General features: G+C 41.1%; 15 protein-coding genes. 6 read left to right on the plus strand and 9 right to left on the minus strand.

What is annotated here, in order from left to right:
- Positions 1-83: 83 nt before the first annotated feature.
- From L1D50_RS09230 to L1D50_RS09240, 3 genes are all read left to right on the plus strand, one after another.
- Positions 84-545, plus strand: a complete 462-nt coding sequence (locus L1D50_RS09230; RefSeq protein ID WP_239965934.1) for a hypothetical protein — start codon at positions 84-86, stop codon at positions 543-545.
- A 143-nt stretch (positions 546-688) separates the two neighbouring features.
- A complete protein-coding gene (locus tag L1D50_RS09235) occupies positions 689-1,648 on the plus strand; it encodes a DUF3137 domain-containing protein (RefSeq protein ID WP_128726116.1) in 960 nt (319 codons plus the stop codon).
- Between the two features lie 495 nt (positions 1,649-2,143).
- Entirely contained in the window at positions 2,144-3,085 is a 942-nt protein-coding gene (locus tag L1D50_RS09240) for a PD40 domain-containing protein (protein ID WP_128726117.1), read from the plus strand.
- 199 nt (positions 3,086-3,284) lie between these two features.
- Here L1D50_RS09240 and arfB read toward each other — a convergent pair whose 3' ends face one another.
- The 6 genes from arfB to L1D50_RS09270 form a co-directional block, all read right to left on the minus strand.
- Positions 3,285-3,698 (minus strand): alternative ribosome rescue aminoacyl-tRNA hydrolase ArfB, encoded by a 414-nt coding sequence (arfB, locus tag L1D50_RS09245; RefSeq protein ID WP_128726118.1) that lies wholly within the window; start codon positions 3,696-3,698, stop codon positions 3,285-3,287.
- A gap of 59 nt (positions 3,699-3,757) precedes the next feature.
- Entirely contained in the window at positions 3,758-4,966 is a 1,209-nt protein-coding gene (locus L1D50_RS09250) for an FtsX-like permease family protein (RefSeq protein WP_128726119.1), read from the minus strand.
- 10 nt (positions 4,967-4,976) lie between these two features.
- Positions 4,977-6,308 (minus strand): FtsX-like permease family protein, encoded by a 1,332-nt coding sequence (locus tag L1D50_RS09255; RefSeq protein WP_138523789.1) that lies wholly within the window; start codon positions 6,306-6,308, stop codon positions 4,977-4,979.
- Between the two features lie 9 nt (positions 6,309-6,317).
- Complete coding sequence (locus tag L1D50_RS09260; RefSeq protein WP_138523787.1) at positions 6,318-7,007, minus strand: ABC transporter ATP-binding protein; 690 nt, start codon at positions 7,005-7,007, stop codon at positions 6,318-6,320.
- A gap of 11 nt (positions 7,008-7,018) precedes the next feature.
- Positions 7,019-8,290 carry an efflux RND transporter periplasmic adaptor subunit gene (locus L1D50_RS09265; protein ID WP_239965935.1) on the minus strand — a complete coding sequence of 424 codons (1,272 nt, stop codon included), beginning with the start codon at positions 8,288-8,290 and terminating at the stop codon, positions 7,019-7,021.
- A 246-nt stretch (positions 8,291-8,536) separates the two neighbouring features.
- Positions 8,537-9,340, minus strand: coding sequence for a chromosome partitioning protein ParA (locus L1D50_RS09270; protein ID WP_239965936.1), 804 nt, complete (start codon positions 9,338-9,340; stop codon positions 8,537-8,539).
- Between the two features lie 92 nt (positions 9,341-9,432).
- Between L1D50_RS09270 and L1D50_RS09275 the strand changes: the two genes are divergently transcribed.
- Complete coding sequence (locus L1D50_RS09275) at positions 9,433-10,332, plus strand: response regulator (RefSeq protein WP_128726124.1); 900 nt, start codon at positions 9,433-9,435, stop codon at positions 10,330-10,332.
- Here L1D50_RS09275 and L1D50_RS09280 read toward each other — a convergent pair.
- A complete protein-coding gene (locus L1D50_RS09280) occupies positions 10,324-10,749 on the minus strand; it encodes a hypothetical protein (protein ID WP_128726125.1) in 426 nt (141 codons plus the stop codon). The two genes, L1D50_RS09275 and L1D50_RS09280, sit on opposite strands and share 9 nt — an antisense overlap.
- A gap of 115 nt (positions 10,750-10,864) precedes the next feature.
- Complete coding sequence (locus L1D50_RS09285) at positions 10,865-11,167, minus strand: hypothetical protein (RefSeq protein WP_128726126.1); 303 nt, start codon at positions 11,165-11,167, stop codon at positions 10,865-10,867.
- 179 nt (positions 11,168-11,346) lie between these two features.
- Here L1D50_RS09285 and nhaR point away from each other — a divergent pair, with 179 nt between their 5' ends.
- Positions 11,347-12,237, plus strand: a complete 891-nt coding sequence (gene nhaR, locus L1D50_RS09290) for a transcriptional activator NhaR (protein ID WP_128726127.1) — start codon at positions 11,347-11,349, stop codon at positions 12,235-12,237.
- A gap of 8 nt (positions 12,238-12,245) precedes the next feature.
- On the opposite strand, the gene L1D50_RS09295 is transcribed toward nhaR, so the two are convergent.
- Entirely contained in the window at positions 12,246-12,974 is a 729-nt protein-coding gene (locus tag L1D50_RS09295) for a LytTR family DNA-binding domain-containing protein (RefSeq protein ID WP_128726128.1), read from the minus strand.
- A 288-nt stretch (positions 12,975-13,262) separates the two neighbouring features.
- Between L1D50_RS09295 and L1D50_RS09300 the strand changes: the two genes are divergently transcribed.
- Complete coding sequence (locus tag L1D50_RS09300) at positions 13,263-16,106, plus strand: TonB-dependent receptor (RefSeq protein WP_239965937.1); 2,844 nt, start codon at positions 13,263-13,265, stop codon at positions 16,104-16,106.
- Positions 16,107-16,172: the final 66 nt, after the last annotated feature.

Below are 16,172 nucleotides of genomic sequence, written 5' to 3' on the forward strand. Positions count from 1 at the left end.
GGTATTAAAAAATGACTATAAAGTCTTTATGCTTGAGCACGACCATCTTGCTTAGCACCATCACGTTAGCAAAAGAACCCCCCATGGATATGCAGACATTACTGGGAGAATACATTTCTTGGGCTCAACAAATTGAGTCGCAAGGTAGAGAGGTAGGTATACCGCTTGACGCCAATGGCATTGCATTGGCAAAAGAAATCGGGATTAAGCACCCAGAAAAAGTTCGCATCATTTATCTTGATACTGTTCCATTTCCTATTGAAAACAAAGCACTAAAGGCAATGGGTGAGTCTCTGGGCTTTATTGGCGAAGGAATAGTAAACAACGCTCAGGTATTCGGGTACTCAATTTACGTTCGCCATGGATTTGAGTTAAATAGGCCAAAACTTGCGCACGAACTGGTTCACGTCCTGCAAATCGAACGCGCTAATTTTGCAGATGTACTTCGCCAACACATCTCGGATATGCAAAAGTACGGATACGAAAATGCACCACTCGAAGCAGAAGCATTCAAGGCTAATATTAAGTACGCGATTCAAGAGTAAACAATTCCCTAAATTAGCAAAAGGCGTCACGCAGAAAGCTGTATTCGCCTTTTATAATATTCCCTACTCTATACCTCTTACTTTATAATTTATTACAAGGTACAATTTTTCTCCATTACCATTGCGACTTACAAGGAAAGTTTATGCCATTATTAGAGCAAAGGTCTCTCCATCATATTGATCAGCGTCTAGCTGGCGTTGAGATGCAGTTAAAAGAGGCCTATTACAATTTAGACAAAACAAACTCTGGCTTTGATACAGAACTCGACAACAAGGAGAAGTCGTTTAAACGCTATAAATGGTGGGCGATTGGTATTGCAATCCCCTTACTATTTCTTGCGCCTTTTCTCCTAATCTCAATAATTCCTATCTACTTTTTGTTAAAACGCTCTCTTAAGTCTTTCACTAAGGGGGTGTTAACTAGAGCTTATATGGTGGCGCCAATTGCTTCGGCGCTTAACTTAGAATATTCAGTCGGCGGTAATTTACTTATCTGCGAGGAAGCTATCAGCGCAGGTATATTAACCAAAGGAGGACGAGCTGTAGCTGAGGATGGATTTAACGGCAAAGTAAATGGCATTCATTTTTACTTTACTGAAGTGCATGTACGCACGCTTCATCAGAACAATGACAGTAAACGTTTGTTTAATGGTGCAGTTATAAAATTGAGTATGCCTGAACCTGTAGATACTCCAATCGTGGTATTACAAGATGCGGGACTTTGGAACATGCTGATAAGTCGACGTCAATCTCTAAAAGGATTACAGCGAGTTAAATTTGAAAAAGAAGACTTTGAAAAAGAGTATCAAGTCTATGCAAAAGACGAAGAAACTTGCCGCGAAGTACTCACGCCAGAATATATGGCGAAATTGTCGCAAGTCAAAACGTTCTTCTCATCTGGTAACCTACCAAAAGGGTTAAAAATCCCCGAAGTAAAAGCCCAAATGTTTATAGAGGGTAGCGATATACTGATCTCTCTTGACTATGGAGCCAACTTATTCAGCCCAAAAAAATTGGCAAAGGAATACGATCCCAGCTGGGCTGAAGATATCGCCAAGCAATTTTTACTGATTGAAAACTTGGCAAAAAGTCTAGTGCGCTAACACCGAGCTAGTGTTTGTGGTTAAAAAGACGACATCCTAACGACAAATACAGCTAAAGCCATCGAAAATTGAGCATGGATATAGCTGTATTTAATACTGGTAATGATAACCGCTGTGTAGCAACATTCACAATGAAAGTTGAGAACTAATTAGTCATTGTTTTACATTACTTTACACACGGTTTCCCCCTCTTTGCTGATACACTGCTTTCTGTTAAAAATAATAATGTGAAGCGCTAATACCAGTTGTATTAAGTAAATGATCTATCTTGAAGCGGGGAAATCGCTTAGTAGCACCGCTCTCGCGTCCTGCTACCGCTAAGGTACCTATATCCATATAGGCAAGGCAAAAATTTTGCTATTTAGTTGTTCTAAATGAGAAATTTTTAACGAAGCTAATATGCTATTTCACCCTTCAAATTGATTAGAGAATTAATTCAATTGGTATAATACCAGCAACTTTAAGCAGGTTTATCAAGCGCCGAAGGAGAACAGGATGAATATGATAAAACCCGCCACCCCCTTACTTTTTGCAGCCGCCATGCTCACCAATCATGCCCATGCTAACGAAGCCTTTCCTAGGCTAAAAGGACCTTGGCTCGGCCAGACACCTCCGGGGTTAACCGCGCAGCTTTTTGCCCCCGATATCATCTCGATTAACGGTCGTTATGAATTCGGCGTGTCGTTCTCTCCCGACCTTACAGAGGTGTATTTTACCGCCTTCGAAGAGCAAGAAAATGTCGATTCAAGCCCACGGATCATGTATTCAAAAATAGAAAATGCACAGTGGACTCAACCTCAAGCCGCAAATTTTACTCGTGGAAGAATGAGTTATGAACTGGTACCCCATGTAAGTTTGAACGGCAATCGGATTTACTTTACCGCGCGTTCAGATGACCCCAAAGCGTCCGGAATTTGGTACGTTACCCGTAGCAAAGATGGCTGGAGTGAGGCTAAAAGGTTCGATTCGGCAATAAATACGGGTAAGTTTTCAGACTTCAACCAAAGCGCGAATGGCGACACTGTTTTTTCCAATATGTCAGAACGCAAAATGTATACCGCAGAAAATAAAAACGGCGCGCTTACGACTCCCAAAGCCATTGATATTGAGTTTGGATTTCATGGTTTTATTTCGCCCGCTAACGATTACCTATTGGTTAATAGTCGTCACAGAGGCGATAAAAGTCGAAAAGATAACGACCTATATGTCTATTTTAAGGAGCAGGATGGCACTTGGTCTCGTCCTATAAATTTAGGTGAAGGGGTCAATACCCCTTATTCAGAAACCGTCCCAAGAATTACACCTGATGGTAAATATCTGTTTTTCGGCAGATATAATGAACCCGGTGATGTATCAAACATTTATTGGGTAAGCACTGAGGTCATTACCCGGCTAAAAGAAACTTATTTTGCAGGAAAGTCGACTAAGCAGATTTAGACCTTGCATGACCAACTAACATGGCTAAATTGCGATTAAAAATAGCAGCGAGAAAGACGTTAATTATCCTAAGATCAGGTGAACTAAATTCATATATCCGATCAACTCCTTATTAATGCCGGTTTTGAATCGAATAAACTTTATATTCACAGTTCAGGTGGGCGAATACAGGATACAAAGTTATCAACGGCTAAGCTCATTACCAATTAACCGAGCCCCTTAGTGATTTGGTTTGGCCACGTTTCGTCTTTTGATTCAAGCGCTTTTTTTGCGAGCTTTTTGTTGGTTTGGTTGCTCTGCGTGCTTTTTCAACTTTGGTGGCCGCTAGGATCAGTGTTTTTAGCCGCTCCAAGGCATCTTCTTTATTTTGCTCTTGGGTACGGAAGCTTTGTGCTTTGAGCACAATTACCCCCTCTTTTGTCACTCTTGAGTCTTTAAGTGCAAGCAGGCGTGTCTTGTAAAAATCGGGCAGTGTTGAGCGATTAATATCAAACCTAAGATGGATAGCGCTGGAGACTTTATTGACGTTTTGTCCACCCGCACCCTGCGCGCGAATTGCGGAAATATCGATTTCCCACTCAGCTAGTGTGACGTTATTTGAGATTTTAAGCATAATAATTTCAAGCCTCCAGCCACCATTTTAGCAAAGTAACTGAAGGCTTGAAATAGTAGCTATGCAGTGCGAGTTGCGATAGCTGGTGGCACTTTAGCAGCAATCAGAGCGGGGTAAATAACCGCCAACTGACCAGCAATTAGCATCAGTACAGCACCTGCAATCAAATAATCACCAGGTACGCTGGTAAGACCAAAATAGTTGACTAAGTAAACATTCACAACAACTGCGATAATCACCCCAAGTACAATACCAAATAGTGACACCACTGCATTTTCAATCATAAAGTAACGTAGAATATCAGCCTGAGTCGCCCCCAGTGCACGACGAGTACCTATATGCTTTCTGCGCTTATAGACGGTGTATCTGGCCTGACCAAATATACCCAGCATAGTCACACATGCCAATGCCCCAATCACAGCCTTCAGTGTTTGGCTCACCGCGTAATCAGCTTGCAAATTCTCCGTCTTTATTTCCTCAAATGATTTAAATGCATCCACTTGACGGCCAGGCTTGTTAAGCAATAACGCCTGAACTTCTGCCATTGCAGCGTCTCGCTGATTTGGTTTCGATCTGACTACAATGATGGTTTCGATATAATGCTCTCTAACAGATCCGATCACCGTCATATCGTAGGCATACCAAAATCGCCAAGGAGACTTCATGGTTTCAACGATACCCACAACCTTCTGCGGTACTGACTGAACATAAATGGTCTCTCCAACGACACTGCGCCAATCGTTAGGCCGGATCTTACCCGCTAAATCTTGGGAAATTAAAACACTTGCAGACTCTGAATGACCGTCATAGTATCTGTGAATCACGTCGTTATGTTGAAAGTTTCTTCCAGCTACTACGCGCAACCCAAGCGTATCGACAATCGTTTCATCAGCGCCATAATAACCAGCGTGAATAATCCTTTCTTTTTCATCGGGTGTTAAACCAACATAGAGAGAGCGTCCCCAATTGGTTAGCGGCATGCTGGTAATTGTGCTTGCACTTTCAACGCTAGCTAGAGCTCGGATATCCGCAAGGTCGGTATCAAGTGCCGCATTCTTTTCGTCATCAGTACCTTCAAGGTTCGTGCTGAAGCTGAACAGTTGCTGCTCTGTGAGCCCTGTTGGTTGCACTAACTCTTGCTCTTTTAGCACCATCATATAAATCGCATTAACCAAAATCGTAAATGTTAGTGCAATCTGTACTGCGAGCAGTAATGGAGATGCTTTGTTGTTGTTCAAGATTTTTAAAATCGGCAATAAATCTCTCATTGTTATGCTCCTACAGACTTTTCAGCTGACTAGATGGCTGCACTTTTGCCGCATGTAAAGTCGGTAGTAAACCAAAAATAACCGCACTGACTACAGCCAATACAATCGTCATCATTACAATACTGTACGTCATCTCTAACATCTCAGCATATAGGTGACTATAAAGCTGAGCTGTCACACTCAGCCCAATTTGAGCCAACACCAATCCAAGTATCCCACCAAGCAACCCGATAATGCAGGTTTCAACGGTAAATTGAGCAAAAATATCTTGCTTAGAAGCACCAACCGCTCTGCGGAGCCCAACTTCACCGGCTTTGCTATGGAACTTTGCCACCATCATGGCCATACAGTTAAGCAAACACACGATAAGAAATGCAAAGGCCAGCCATACAGCTACATTACCATCGTCTTTTATAATCTTTCTTTCTACTAATTGCTCCTTCACGTCAAAAAGACGATGAAATGGCTCCCGTAAAAAGCGACCATACTGTCTTTGCTCCATTGAATAATTGACCAAGAAGTCCATGTAACTATCGCGCTCTGCTGCCGAGCTCAATTCAACCCAGTATGAGACCCAAACGCATTCAGAGGCTAAAACTGCGGTAAAAGATTCGTCCTCAGGATCCTTCCAACATTGAAAAGAGATATCCGAACTAGTCCAGTGTTGATTATTTATCTGAGCCTGAAATGGAATGATGATATCTCTTGGCTTATTGAACGCTCGCGTCCTATAGTCAAAGAACTTAGGGACTGGATACCAGTCATCAGTCACTCCCACAACGCGATATTGCAGATCACCTATCAGTAACAATTTACCGATTGAGTTTTCTCCGTTAAACAACTCATCGTTTAAATCGCTACTTATTACTGCCACTTCTAGACCGTCTTTATCCGCTGATTCATCCCAAGCACCACCAAATTTAAATGGTACCTCGAACATACTAAACATATCTCTATAAGCGGTTCTAATTGACGTCATTTTTGCATCAGTAATAGGTTGCTCCGTAGAGCGGGTCATCATCTTGAAGTTTCCTAAGGGTGTTTGTTGTACGCCTCGCTTGGCATTTTGCAAATTGATTGCATCTTGGTAAGTTAGGATATAAGGCGGCACTTCCTTGCCCTGAGAGATATTGAAAGGCTTATCCGGCCCATAACTATTTAGACGAACATTAAATAACTTGTCACTTTTTGATGGAATAGGGTCTTTTTCCAGCAAATAGCTAACTGTATAGGTGGTCATTGCAGCGCCAATACCTATTGCGATAGTTGCTATCATTAAAAATGATAAAAACGGCGTTTTCCGCAGTGAGATGAGCGCTAATTTAAGGTAATAACTGAACATAATTTATCCCTAAGCTATCGCCTTATTACATTGGCTCCGCTCAATTATCACGCCGTCACGGATCTCTATAACACGCTGTGCTTTTGCTGCTTGTTGTGGATCATGCGTTACCATCACAACGCTCGTGCCTTGCGCATTGATCTCTTTGAGTAGTTCCATAATACCGTCAGCCATTTTACTGTCTAGGTTACCCGTAGGTTCATCGGCAAGTAGAAATGAGGGTTTGCCCGCAATAGCACGAGCAATTGCGACTCGTTGTTGTTGACCACCAGAAAGCTGCGACGGGTAGTGATTTTTACGAGACCCTAGCCCTACTTTATCCAGTGCATCCATGATCCGCTGATGACGTTCTTTTGTAGATAATTTACGATAACGTAGTGGCATGTCCACGTTATCGTAAATATTCAGCTCAGGAATTAAGTTAAAGCTTTGAAAGATAAAACCTATTTTTTCATTGCGTAGTTTAGATTTAGCTTTATCGCTTAACTTCTCAACATTGACGCCATCCAATTCGTAACTACCATCACAGAAATTCTCTAGCAGCCCGGTAATGTTTAAAAAAGTTGTCTTTCCTGAACCTGAAGGTCCAATCACAGCAACAAACTCTCCCTGCTCTATGCTTAAATCAAATGGCTGCAAGGCTTGAGTTTTTATTGTATCTGTATAATACGCTTTTGATAGATGGCGCATGGATAGCATATTGCTACTCCTTATTTAATGATTTTCACACTGGGAGCGTCTTTAAAAATTCGTGCGTCAGAGGTAATAACCTGATCGCCAACATTTAACCCCGATAGTACTTCTACTTGTCCAATACTTCTTAGCCCGATTTGTATTGGTGTTTTTATTGCCGAGCCTTCTTTGACTACGTATGCAAACTGTCCATTGTAAGCATCTAGATATTGCCCATGCGGTAGATAGGCGATATTTTGTTTTTGCTCAATTACAATCCGGCTAGTTAATCTCTGGTTTTGTCTTAGCCCCTGGATTGACTCATCTTTAAATCGAATTTTCCCTGCAACACGACCATTTTCAATTTCAGGGGAGATAGCAACTATTTCACCAGTGTAAACATCACCATTGAGGTTCACCTCAGCTAACATTCCTAGGGCTAAATCATCTGAGTAACTTTCTGGTATTTGCACTTCTATCTCATATTTAGAGAGATCAACTACACTTAACAACGGTTGATTTTTTGCTACGGTATTTTTCTGCTCTACCGCTAAGTTACCAACTAATCCACTGACTGGTGAGGCTATTTTTAAAGCATCCACCTGTCTTTCAAGCTCAGCAACCTTCACCTTTTGCGCTTCAAATTCAAGTTCTTTAGTGCGGATCTCAAATTTTTGACTTTCTTTTAGTAACTCAACCTCTTTGATTGCTAAGCGATATTCTCGTTCTGCATTTTCAAGGTCATCTTTCGCTTTTTGATAGTCAATATCGCTAACCACCTGTGTTTGCAGTCCATTTTCAGAGCGGCGCATTTCACGCTTTGCCGCATTTAACACCACCGTTGCTTTACCCAAATAGTTTTCTTGGGCTAAATCTTGCTTTTTAGCTTGAATAATTTGTCGCTGAAGCTCTGTTTCTAACCGACTTAGCTCAGCTTGGTGTTGTGCAAATTCACTTTTTAGTTCAGGGCTATCTAAAACAGCAAGCGCCTGTCCCTCAACAACACTGTCACCGGATTCAACTAGATAGGTAACGGTACCTTGAGCCGGACTGTAAATGGTGGGACGTCTTGCAGCAACGACTTTTCCTTGAACAGATATATCACGAACGAAATCACCGCGCTTCACCGATGAAACATGAATCTTATCACTGGAAACAGCGGTTTGACCGCTAAGCCATTGAGTGGCTATGGGTAACATAAAGTAGATAGAAATGAGAGCAACAATGCCTATTGCTAAAATCACCAACTTGTTTTTTTTTGGTCTTTCAACCACCGAGTCTTGAGCGCTCGTATCTGGAATATAGGCCATGAAATAATCCTTTTACCACTGCCTTAGTTTTTGAAACTGTGCCACTTCATGATGTTGAACATAAACTGTTTGGTATTTGTACACTACGTCGCTTTGTGGAAGCATAAAAATCGTTGCCGATTGTCTTAATTACTCATTTAAAGTAACGTAAATTTCAAAAAACTAGTTGCAAAGCGGGTAATGTGAGTGAATAAACCTTACACAAAGCAAAGTACAATGTCACGACAAAATAAAACATTTTGTTAACTATTGATTCTGATTTTTGACAACTTCCAAGTAGCGACTTTCTATAAACTTCTTCTCTTTGGATAAATGCGCTAACGCATCTCGCGTTTGCTCTAGCTCTTTCTGGATAGCTTGAAGCTTCGGACCATCCTTTACTTCTTGCTCTTGCACCATTAATTGTTGCAAAGCCTGACTTTGTTCTGCGATTTGCTTTTTATATTCGTCAATTGTTTTAGACATGTCTTGACGCTCCTTTTCAAAAGTTGCGACTAATTGCTCTACTTCTTGCTCGGATGGACCTCCCATAGATTTAGAAGCTTCTAGCTGCTGCTTTAGTGTGTCATTTTCTTTTTGTAATTCCTCCGTAGACTCATATTGATCATATAGTTTTCTTCTTGTTTGCTTAAGTCGATCTAGGCTTTTCGACAAATCACCTCGAAGTTTCTTTATTAAACGATGAGATTTAATTAGCTTACTATTCAGATCATCCATCTTTACTTGCTCTTCCGGAGATAGCTGCTCCTGCGTTGCTCGCTTGATCTCAGATAGCTGCTGCTCTAAATGGACTTGTAAGGTAGCCAAATCCTGTATGGTGTGTTGATTGTCTTCGACAAACTTCATCGCTTTATCAATTGCGTCGCGACAATGCTGAAGTAAATACTGCTGATCTGGGTTTGACGTCCCGGCTCCACCGGTTTGCTTTGCAAACAGCCTAAACTCTCGCAGAATTAACAACAGAATATAAAACCAAAAAGCTAATATCAGTAGTCCGATATTCACCGCCATATAGATAAATACATCGACTGGTAATTTGCCTAAAAACATATTATGCACTCGTTAATTTCTTACTTTCATTTTAGTATTGGTTAAAAATCATGCCTATAATAAATCTATATTTTTCAATAAAGTGGTAATGTGTGAAGATATTGCTCGTGGATGACAGTGCAGCAACACTTGAAATTATTCGTCGCGGCTTAGTCCGCTTCAGATATCGTAAACTGTTGATAAAAAAAGCACAAAGTGCAAAAGAGGCACTAAAAATTATTGGTTCTTGGCATCCAGATATCGTACTGACTGATTGGCACATGCCTGATATTTCAGGACTCGCTCTGGTTAAAGCCATAAAGCAAAAGCAACTTGATGTTACTATGGCCATGGTGACGACGGTTGATGATCGGGAGCAAATAAAGCTTGCGCTAGATCATGGAGCGGAGTTTGTATTATCTAAACCATTTGCTGATGACGATCTTCATACCAAAATTATGCCTTTGGTAGTTGCCGCCGAAGAGAACGCTAAAACTCGACAAATTCACACCATCCACAAAGGCGTCCCTTTGCCTCAGGTCGGACAGTTAGAAAAGTTAATGATCAAACACATAGACACGGAACTTAGGCTCTATCAAACCCACCAAATGGAATATAACCCGGACAACCTCCCTTGCGTCATGGTCGCGTATGAGGATCCAAGCAGCCAAAAAGTGCGAGCAATTGGCATATTTGATGTTTATGCAGTGTGTGTGTTAGCTGCTTCGAAGGGAGAGTTGACCGAGCAAGCAGGTTATGAAGCAATACATCAAAACTTAATAACAGAGCAGATGCTAAGTGCCTGCCACTCAGCATTAAACTCTACTTCTTATGCCTTCCTTGATGGAATAACAAGAAGAAGCCTGAGAGTAAAGTCATTGCAGCTAATCACAAAGCCGCTGAATAAAGTAAAGCGGCTTTATAAATCGGCGGCCAATATGCGAATTGATTTATGCTGCCAACGTCCAAATATGGCACAGGGCAATATCTTACTGGTCGGATTCCTAAGCTAAGGCTTTTAACAATACACCGGGATCGCTAATGCCAGCTTCTTTCATTGCTTCTTGAATATTTTTGGTCAACTCTATGACTTGACTTTGCATACGTAAAATATATTCAAGCTTCTGAGTAATTAGCTCAGCTTTCATTTCATCAGCGTATTGATCACTTGCTTTTAGCTCTTCGAGTAACTTTTGCTCTTCCTTTATTTTTTCTCTTAACTCTTTAAGCTTTTCGACCATTTGCTGAATATGTGGAGGTAATGCAGCTTCCTCTTGTTCCTCTCTGACTTCTTCCCCAGACAGTTTAGACAGATCTTCTTCCGATAGTCTAAGTGGTTTTAACTCTTCCACCTTTTCAGCTTTTGTTTCCTGCTCTTTGTGACTAGTGACTAGTTGAGTTGGAGAATGAATTAAAAAGTTAACGTTCATTAATTTTGACCAATATGACTTCCTTTGACCAACATATCGGTAATTTATCGAAGATCTTTAAAAAAATTGTGCGGCTTCCTTGCCGCTACAAGTGCTTGGGAATGGAATCACTCAGCTAACTGAGTTTGAAATACTTCTGCTTTAAAATCTGTTTGCAATTATTCAACGCTCTGTTTAGTGCTTGCAAAAGCGTTTTACCTTTTGTTTTAACTCTCAAAGTTGGTAAGCCAGGCAATTGCAACTCTACCTGACATTGAGCCAGCTTGCCTTTTCGCCTGTCGGCTAGCTTTTCGACTCGCACATTTATTTTGCGGATATTAGTTGCATAACAGCTTAATGCACTATTTACTGCTTTTGAAAAAGCAACCTTACTTGCCACCGTTATAGGTTCATGCACACCAACAAGATTCAATTTCATTGTTACCTCAATCTATCGCAACACGCTTTGCGAATTTGGAAACTTCAAATAACTGAAAGCTCAGCTTAGTCTAAACAGTCAGCCAACTAATACTTGCGCTGTAAGTCTAAATCTACTAATGTTCAAAAAAAGATAAAAGCTGATTATATCTAACTAACTATAAGTTTTTTACGAACCATATGAACATAAACTTTAATCACCTGTATTATTTTTGGCAAGTTAGTAATGAAGGTAGTATTGCAGGTGCGAGTAAAATACTGCATCTGACTCCTCAAACCATTAGTGCTCAGTTGTCTAGTCTTGAGGAAAGACTAGGAAAGCCTCTATTTGTAAGAGAAGGAAGAGGACTCAGATTAACTGACTTCGGCATTTTGACTAAGCAGTATGCGGACGATATGTTTTCGATAGCCAAAGAATGGCTAGAAACAACACAAGATGGGTCCTCAGCCATACACCGCACACTGAAGGTTGGTATTTCCGATGCCATTCCCAAATCATTGGTGTCTAAATGGCTCGCGCCGTTAATCGAAAACGAACAGATCGCTAATCTACATTGCATTGACGGGCAACAATCGGAGCTACTAGCTCAAATGGCCATGCATAAACTCGATATTGTTCTTGCTGATAAGCCACTAGACAGTAACTTACCGTTTAAGGTGTTCTGCCATGAGATTGGCAAAAGTCAAATTGGCTTCTATGGTTCAGCTTCAAGTGCTCTACGCCTTCGCCCAGCTTATCCACATTCTTTGCAGGACGAACCTATTATTCTTCCAGCAAAAAATAGCCCAGTTAACAATTCCATTCAGTTTTGGTTTCAGGAACAGGGTATTGAAGTTAAGGTTGCAGGTCATGTTGACGACAGTGCTTTAATGAAGGCTTTGGGACAGCAAGAGTTTGGTATTTTCCCTGCACCTTTATCAATAAAATCAGAACTACATCGCCATTACGATGTAAGCCTAATTGGCGTTATTGAAGGCACTTACCAAAACTACTACGCTTTTACGCCCGATAGGCTTATTAAGGATTCAATATTTAGTGAATTTGTAAATTTTGCCAAAGGCGTTCGCTAACGGATAGCTCAATTAGCACTGGCCTGTAATAATGATGACAAGTTTTGCTTATATCGTCTTGATAAATGCAAAGAGTCTCCATTTTCGAGAATAACATCATAGTCACCGTTATCTCTTGTTTTGAGTTCGCTAATTGCGTTCAAATTAACTAACGATGATTTATGGATCCTAGAAAAGCCAAACGTCTTTAAACTTTTCTCCATCGAAGACATGGTATCCCTGTGCAAAATGGAACGCTCTCGATTAATCATATGAAGTTCTACATAATTACCAGCACCACCAACCCATGCCAAGTCTTCGACCTTTATCACATGTATATGCCCTGAGTCTTTAACAATCAAACGTTGCTCTGGTATGTAATTGGATTGTGATTCTGTTTGATCTTTCTCATTAGCCATCATATATGTTGCATAAACAAGATTCGCCAGTAGTGTATCTCTTCTCTCTAACTCTTTAAAACTCAAGTTTGTTTGGTCTGTAGTATCTATATTCTTACTGATTTTGATCATCGACACCGCAGATAGCTTTGATGTTAAAAAGAGTGACTTCTCCAGCTCGGCCAATTCTGAATCTATTAACAAACAGTCTATTCCCCCACGCTCTATAGTTTCTAAAATATCAACAATTGTTTCATAGTAAACAAACCGGGGACAAATAAGTGACTCTTTTAGCTTTGTACTTATTTCAGCCCCAAAGCTCACAGCGCTTGAAGGGGTAAGGATTGTAACGTTTTTCATTTATCACCTTGAACACAACTATAAGGTATTTAGAGATACTAATACCTTGTTCTTCATTTCACAATAGTTAACATATTATTGTTATAGATTGTCACAATGTAATGTGCAAATTAATTTTGATCTTTTTTTTCTCTCCTTTCGTCACTCATTTCTATCTTCTTGTGTATCTCGCCTAGCTTATTCTTAACTTCCGTCATAGCCTCGCAGTGATACTAATAAGCCTTTGTGATGAAAAATTATGTTCATCATCAAAGGTATCCAAATAAAATGTACCAATCAGGGGATATCATGAAACAATTTAAGCGTTCTAAGTTAAGTATGCTTATCACTTCTGCATGCCTAATCGGCGGAAGTATAGGACTACAAGCATCAGCTGAAGAAACCACAGACGGGGCTACTGAAGAAGTAGAAAGAATTTCTATTACAGGTTCTCGTATCCAGCGTGTGGCTTTAACGGCTAAAACACCAGTTATTGAACTAGATGGCGCAGAATTTGCGATGTCTGGTAATTTAAACGTTGAGCAGAAACTCGCAGAGCTTCCATTAACAGTGCCTTCTTTTGGCCCTAGTTCAAACAACCCAGGTGATGGTACAGCGCGTGTTGACTTACGTGGTTTGGGAAATGAGCGTACTCTTGTACTTGTAAACGGCCGTCGTTGGGTACCAGCAACGCAAACAGGTGTTGTCGACCTTAACACAATTCCAGCTTCGCTTATCGAAGGTGTAGATATTATCACTGGTGGTGCAGGTGCGGTATACGGTTCAGATGCATTAGCGGGTGTTGTAAACTTCCGTCTGAAAGATGACTTTGAAGGTGCAGAAATTTCAGCACTATATGATATCACCGAAGAAGGTGATGGTGAGAAGTTCAACACCGATCTTACTCTGGGCGGTAACTTTGCAGATGATAAAGGTAACGCTACGGTGTATATAGGTTATGCTAAGCGCGAGTCCATCTTCCAAGGCGATAGGGACTTTACGAGCGTAACATTAACTGAAGGCGAAAATAGCCTAGTCCCAGGTGGTTCTTCTGGTATACCAGGCACTCGTGTTTTTGCTGGCCCAACACTGCCTAACGGCACTACATTAGGTCGTTTTGGTCCTAATGGTGAAGGCCTACCTTACACATCAGCAGATGCATTTAACTATGCGCCGGATAACTACCTTCAATTGCCACAAGAGCGATTAACACTTAACTCCTTTGCACATTATTACATTAATGATGATACCCGCTTATATAGCGAGTTATCATTCATTCGCAATGAAGTACCACAGCAATTGGCTCCAACTCCTGCGTTTGTGGGCAATTTAGAAGTGAACCCTAATAGCCCATTCTTTGGTGCTGATGTTCAAGCAGCAATGAATGCGTTAGTACCTGAACTTGACGCTGATGGTGAGCCAACAGGTAATATGATCAGCGCACTTAACGCTGACGGCAATTATGTTTTACCATTCATCGGTCGCCGTATGGTTGAAAATGGCCCTCGCCAAGTAGTCGACACTCGAAACGCTATGCGATTACTGGTAGGGGTTGATGGTTTTATTGGTGATTGGGCATACAATGCTTACTACAGCCGTTCAGAGCTAGATCGCTCAAACCTACTAAATAACGATGTTTCTGAAACACGTTTCAGACAAGCAATCTTGGTTAACGACGATGGCACTGCATGTCAGGATACCTCTGGTGGTTGTGCTCCACTAAACATTTTTGGTGAAGGTAATATTTCACAAGCAGCTATCGACTTTATTAACGTTGGTGCATCGAACGTAACGAATATCAAACAAGAGATTTTCCACATTGATTTTGCTGGAGAACTGCCGTTTACTGTTCCTTCTGCTGATATGCCAGTAGGCTTTGTAATCGGTTACGAAAGCCGCTTCGATGACTCAAGCTTCCGCCCTGACGAGTTCTTAGCATCTGGTGATGTACTTGGCTTTAACGCTGGTGAACCAACTGTTGGTAGTTACAGTGTTGATGAAATCTTCACGGAAATCGACATTCCATTAGTGACAGATGCGGCATTTGCAGAAGATATCACGTTATGGTTCGCGGGTCGTCTGTCTGACTACTCAAACATTGGTAACGCTTCTTCTTTCGCAACGACAGTCAACTGGAAAGTGAACGAGTATGTATCGTTCCGTGCTGGTTATCAAGAATCAGTGCGTGCGCCTAATATTTCAGAGCTATTCCAAGGTGCAGCAAATGGCTTCCCAAGCGCAACCGATCCATGTAGTGTGGCTGGTTTTGTAGAAGGTCAAACGGATCGAGCTTTATGTGAAGCGCATGGTGTTGCAGCTTCTCAGGTTGGTGTATTTGAGCAAGCGAATGCTCAAATAGAAGGTAGTTTTGGCGGTAATCCAGACCTGAAAGAAGAAACCTCTGAAGCAATAACGCTTGGTCTTGTTATCACACCAACTGAAAACTTCGACGTTACAATTGATTATTTCGACATTCAAATTGATGATGCTATCGATGTATTAGGTGGTGGTGTAAATAATATTCTTGATATTTGTTATAACCAATTAAAAGATCCTAACTCTGAGTTTTGTCAAGCGATCACCCGCCGTCCGGACGGTAACGTAGACCTTGTAACTGCACTTAATGCAAACATTGCGGAATTAGGTACTAAAGGTTATGACATCAATTTCAACTGGACGACCGAACTTGGCTTTGGTATCGGCGGAAATGGTTCGACACTGAATATTAGTTCAAAGAACACTATTTTAGATGAGTACTTTGAAACACCGAGCGTTGGCTTTACTGAGACTAATTATTGTGAAGGTAAGTTTGGTAATACCTGTGGAACACCTCGCCCAGAATTCCAAAGTAACAACCGCTTTACATGGACTTCAGGTGATTTGACACTTTCAGCGCTAGTTCGCTATATGAGTGAAGTGGATGATGACACTGGAGAAAACGAAATCGCTCCGATTTCTAAAGCTGAGTGGTATCTTGATCTAAGCGCTAGCTATCACTTTACTGACCACGTTGAAGCAACGTTTGGTATTAAGAATGTGTTAGATACTGAACCAACACCGCTAGGTGATGCTCAACAACAAGCTAATACGTTCCCAGAACTATACGACGTAATTGGTCCTCGCTACTTTGTAAGTGCTGTTTATACCTTCTAATCAGCTGATTCTAAATTAATAGGGAGCCTCGGCTCCCTTTTTTGTTTTTTTGATGACAATACGTAA

This window comes from Pseudoalteromonas sp. Isolate6 (genome assembly GCF_022398435.1).
In the GTDB taxonomy this organism is placed as follows: Bacteria; Pseudomonadota; Gammaproteobacteria; order Enterobacterales; family Alteromonadaceae; genus Pseudoalteromonas; species Pseudoalteromonas galatheae.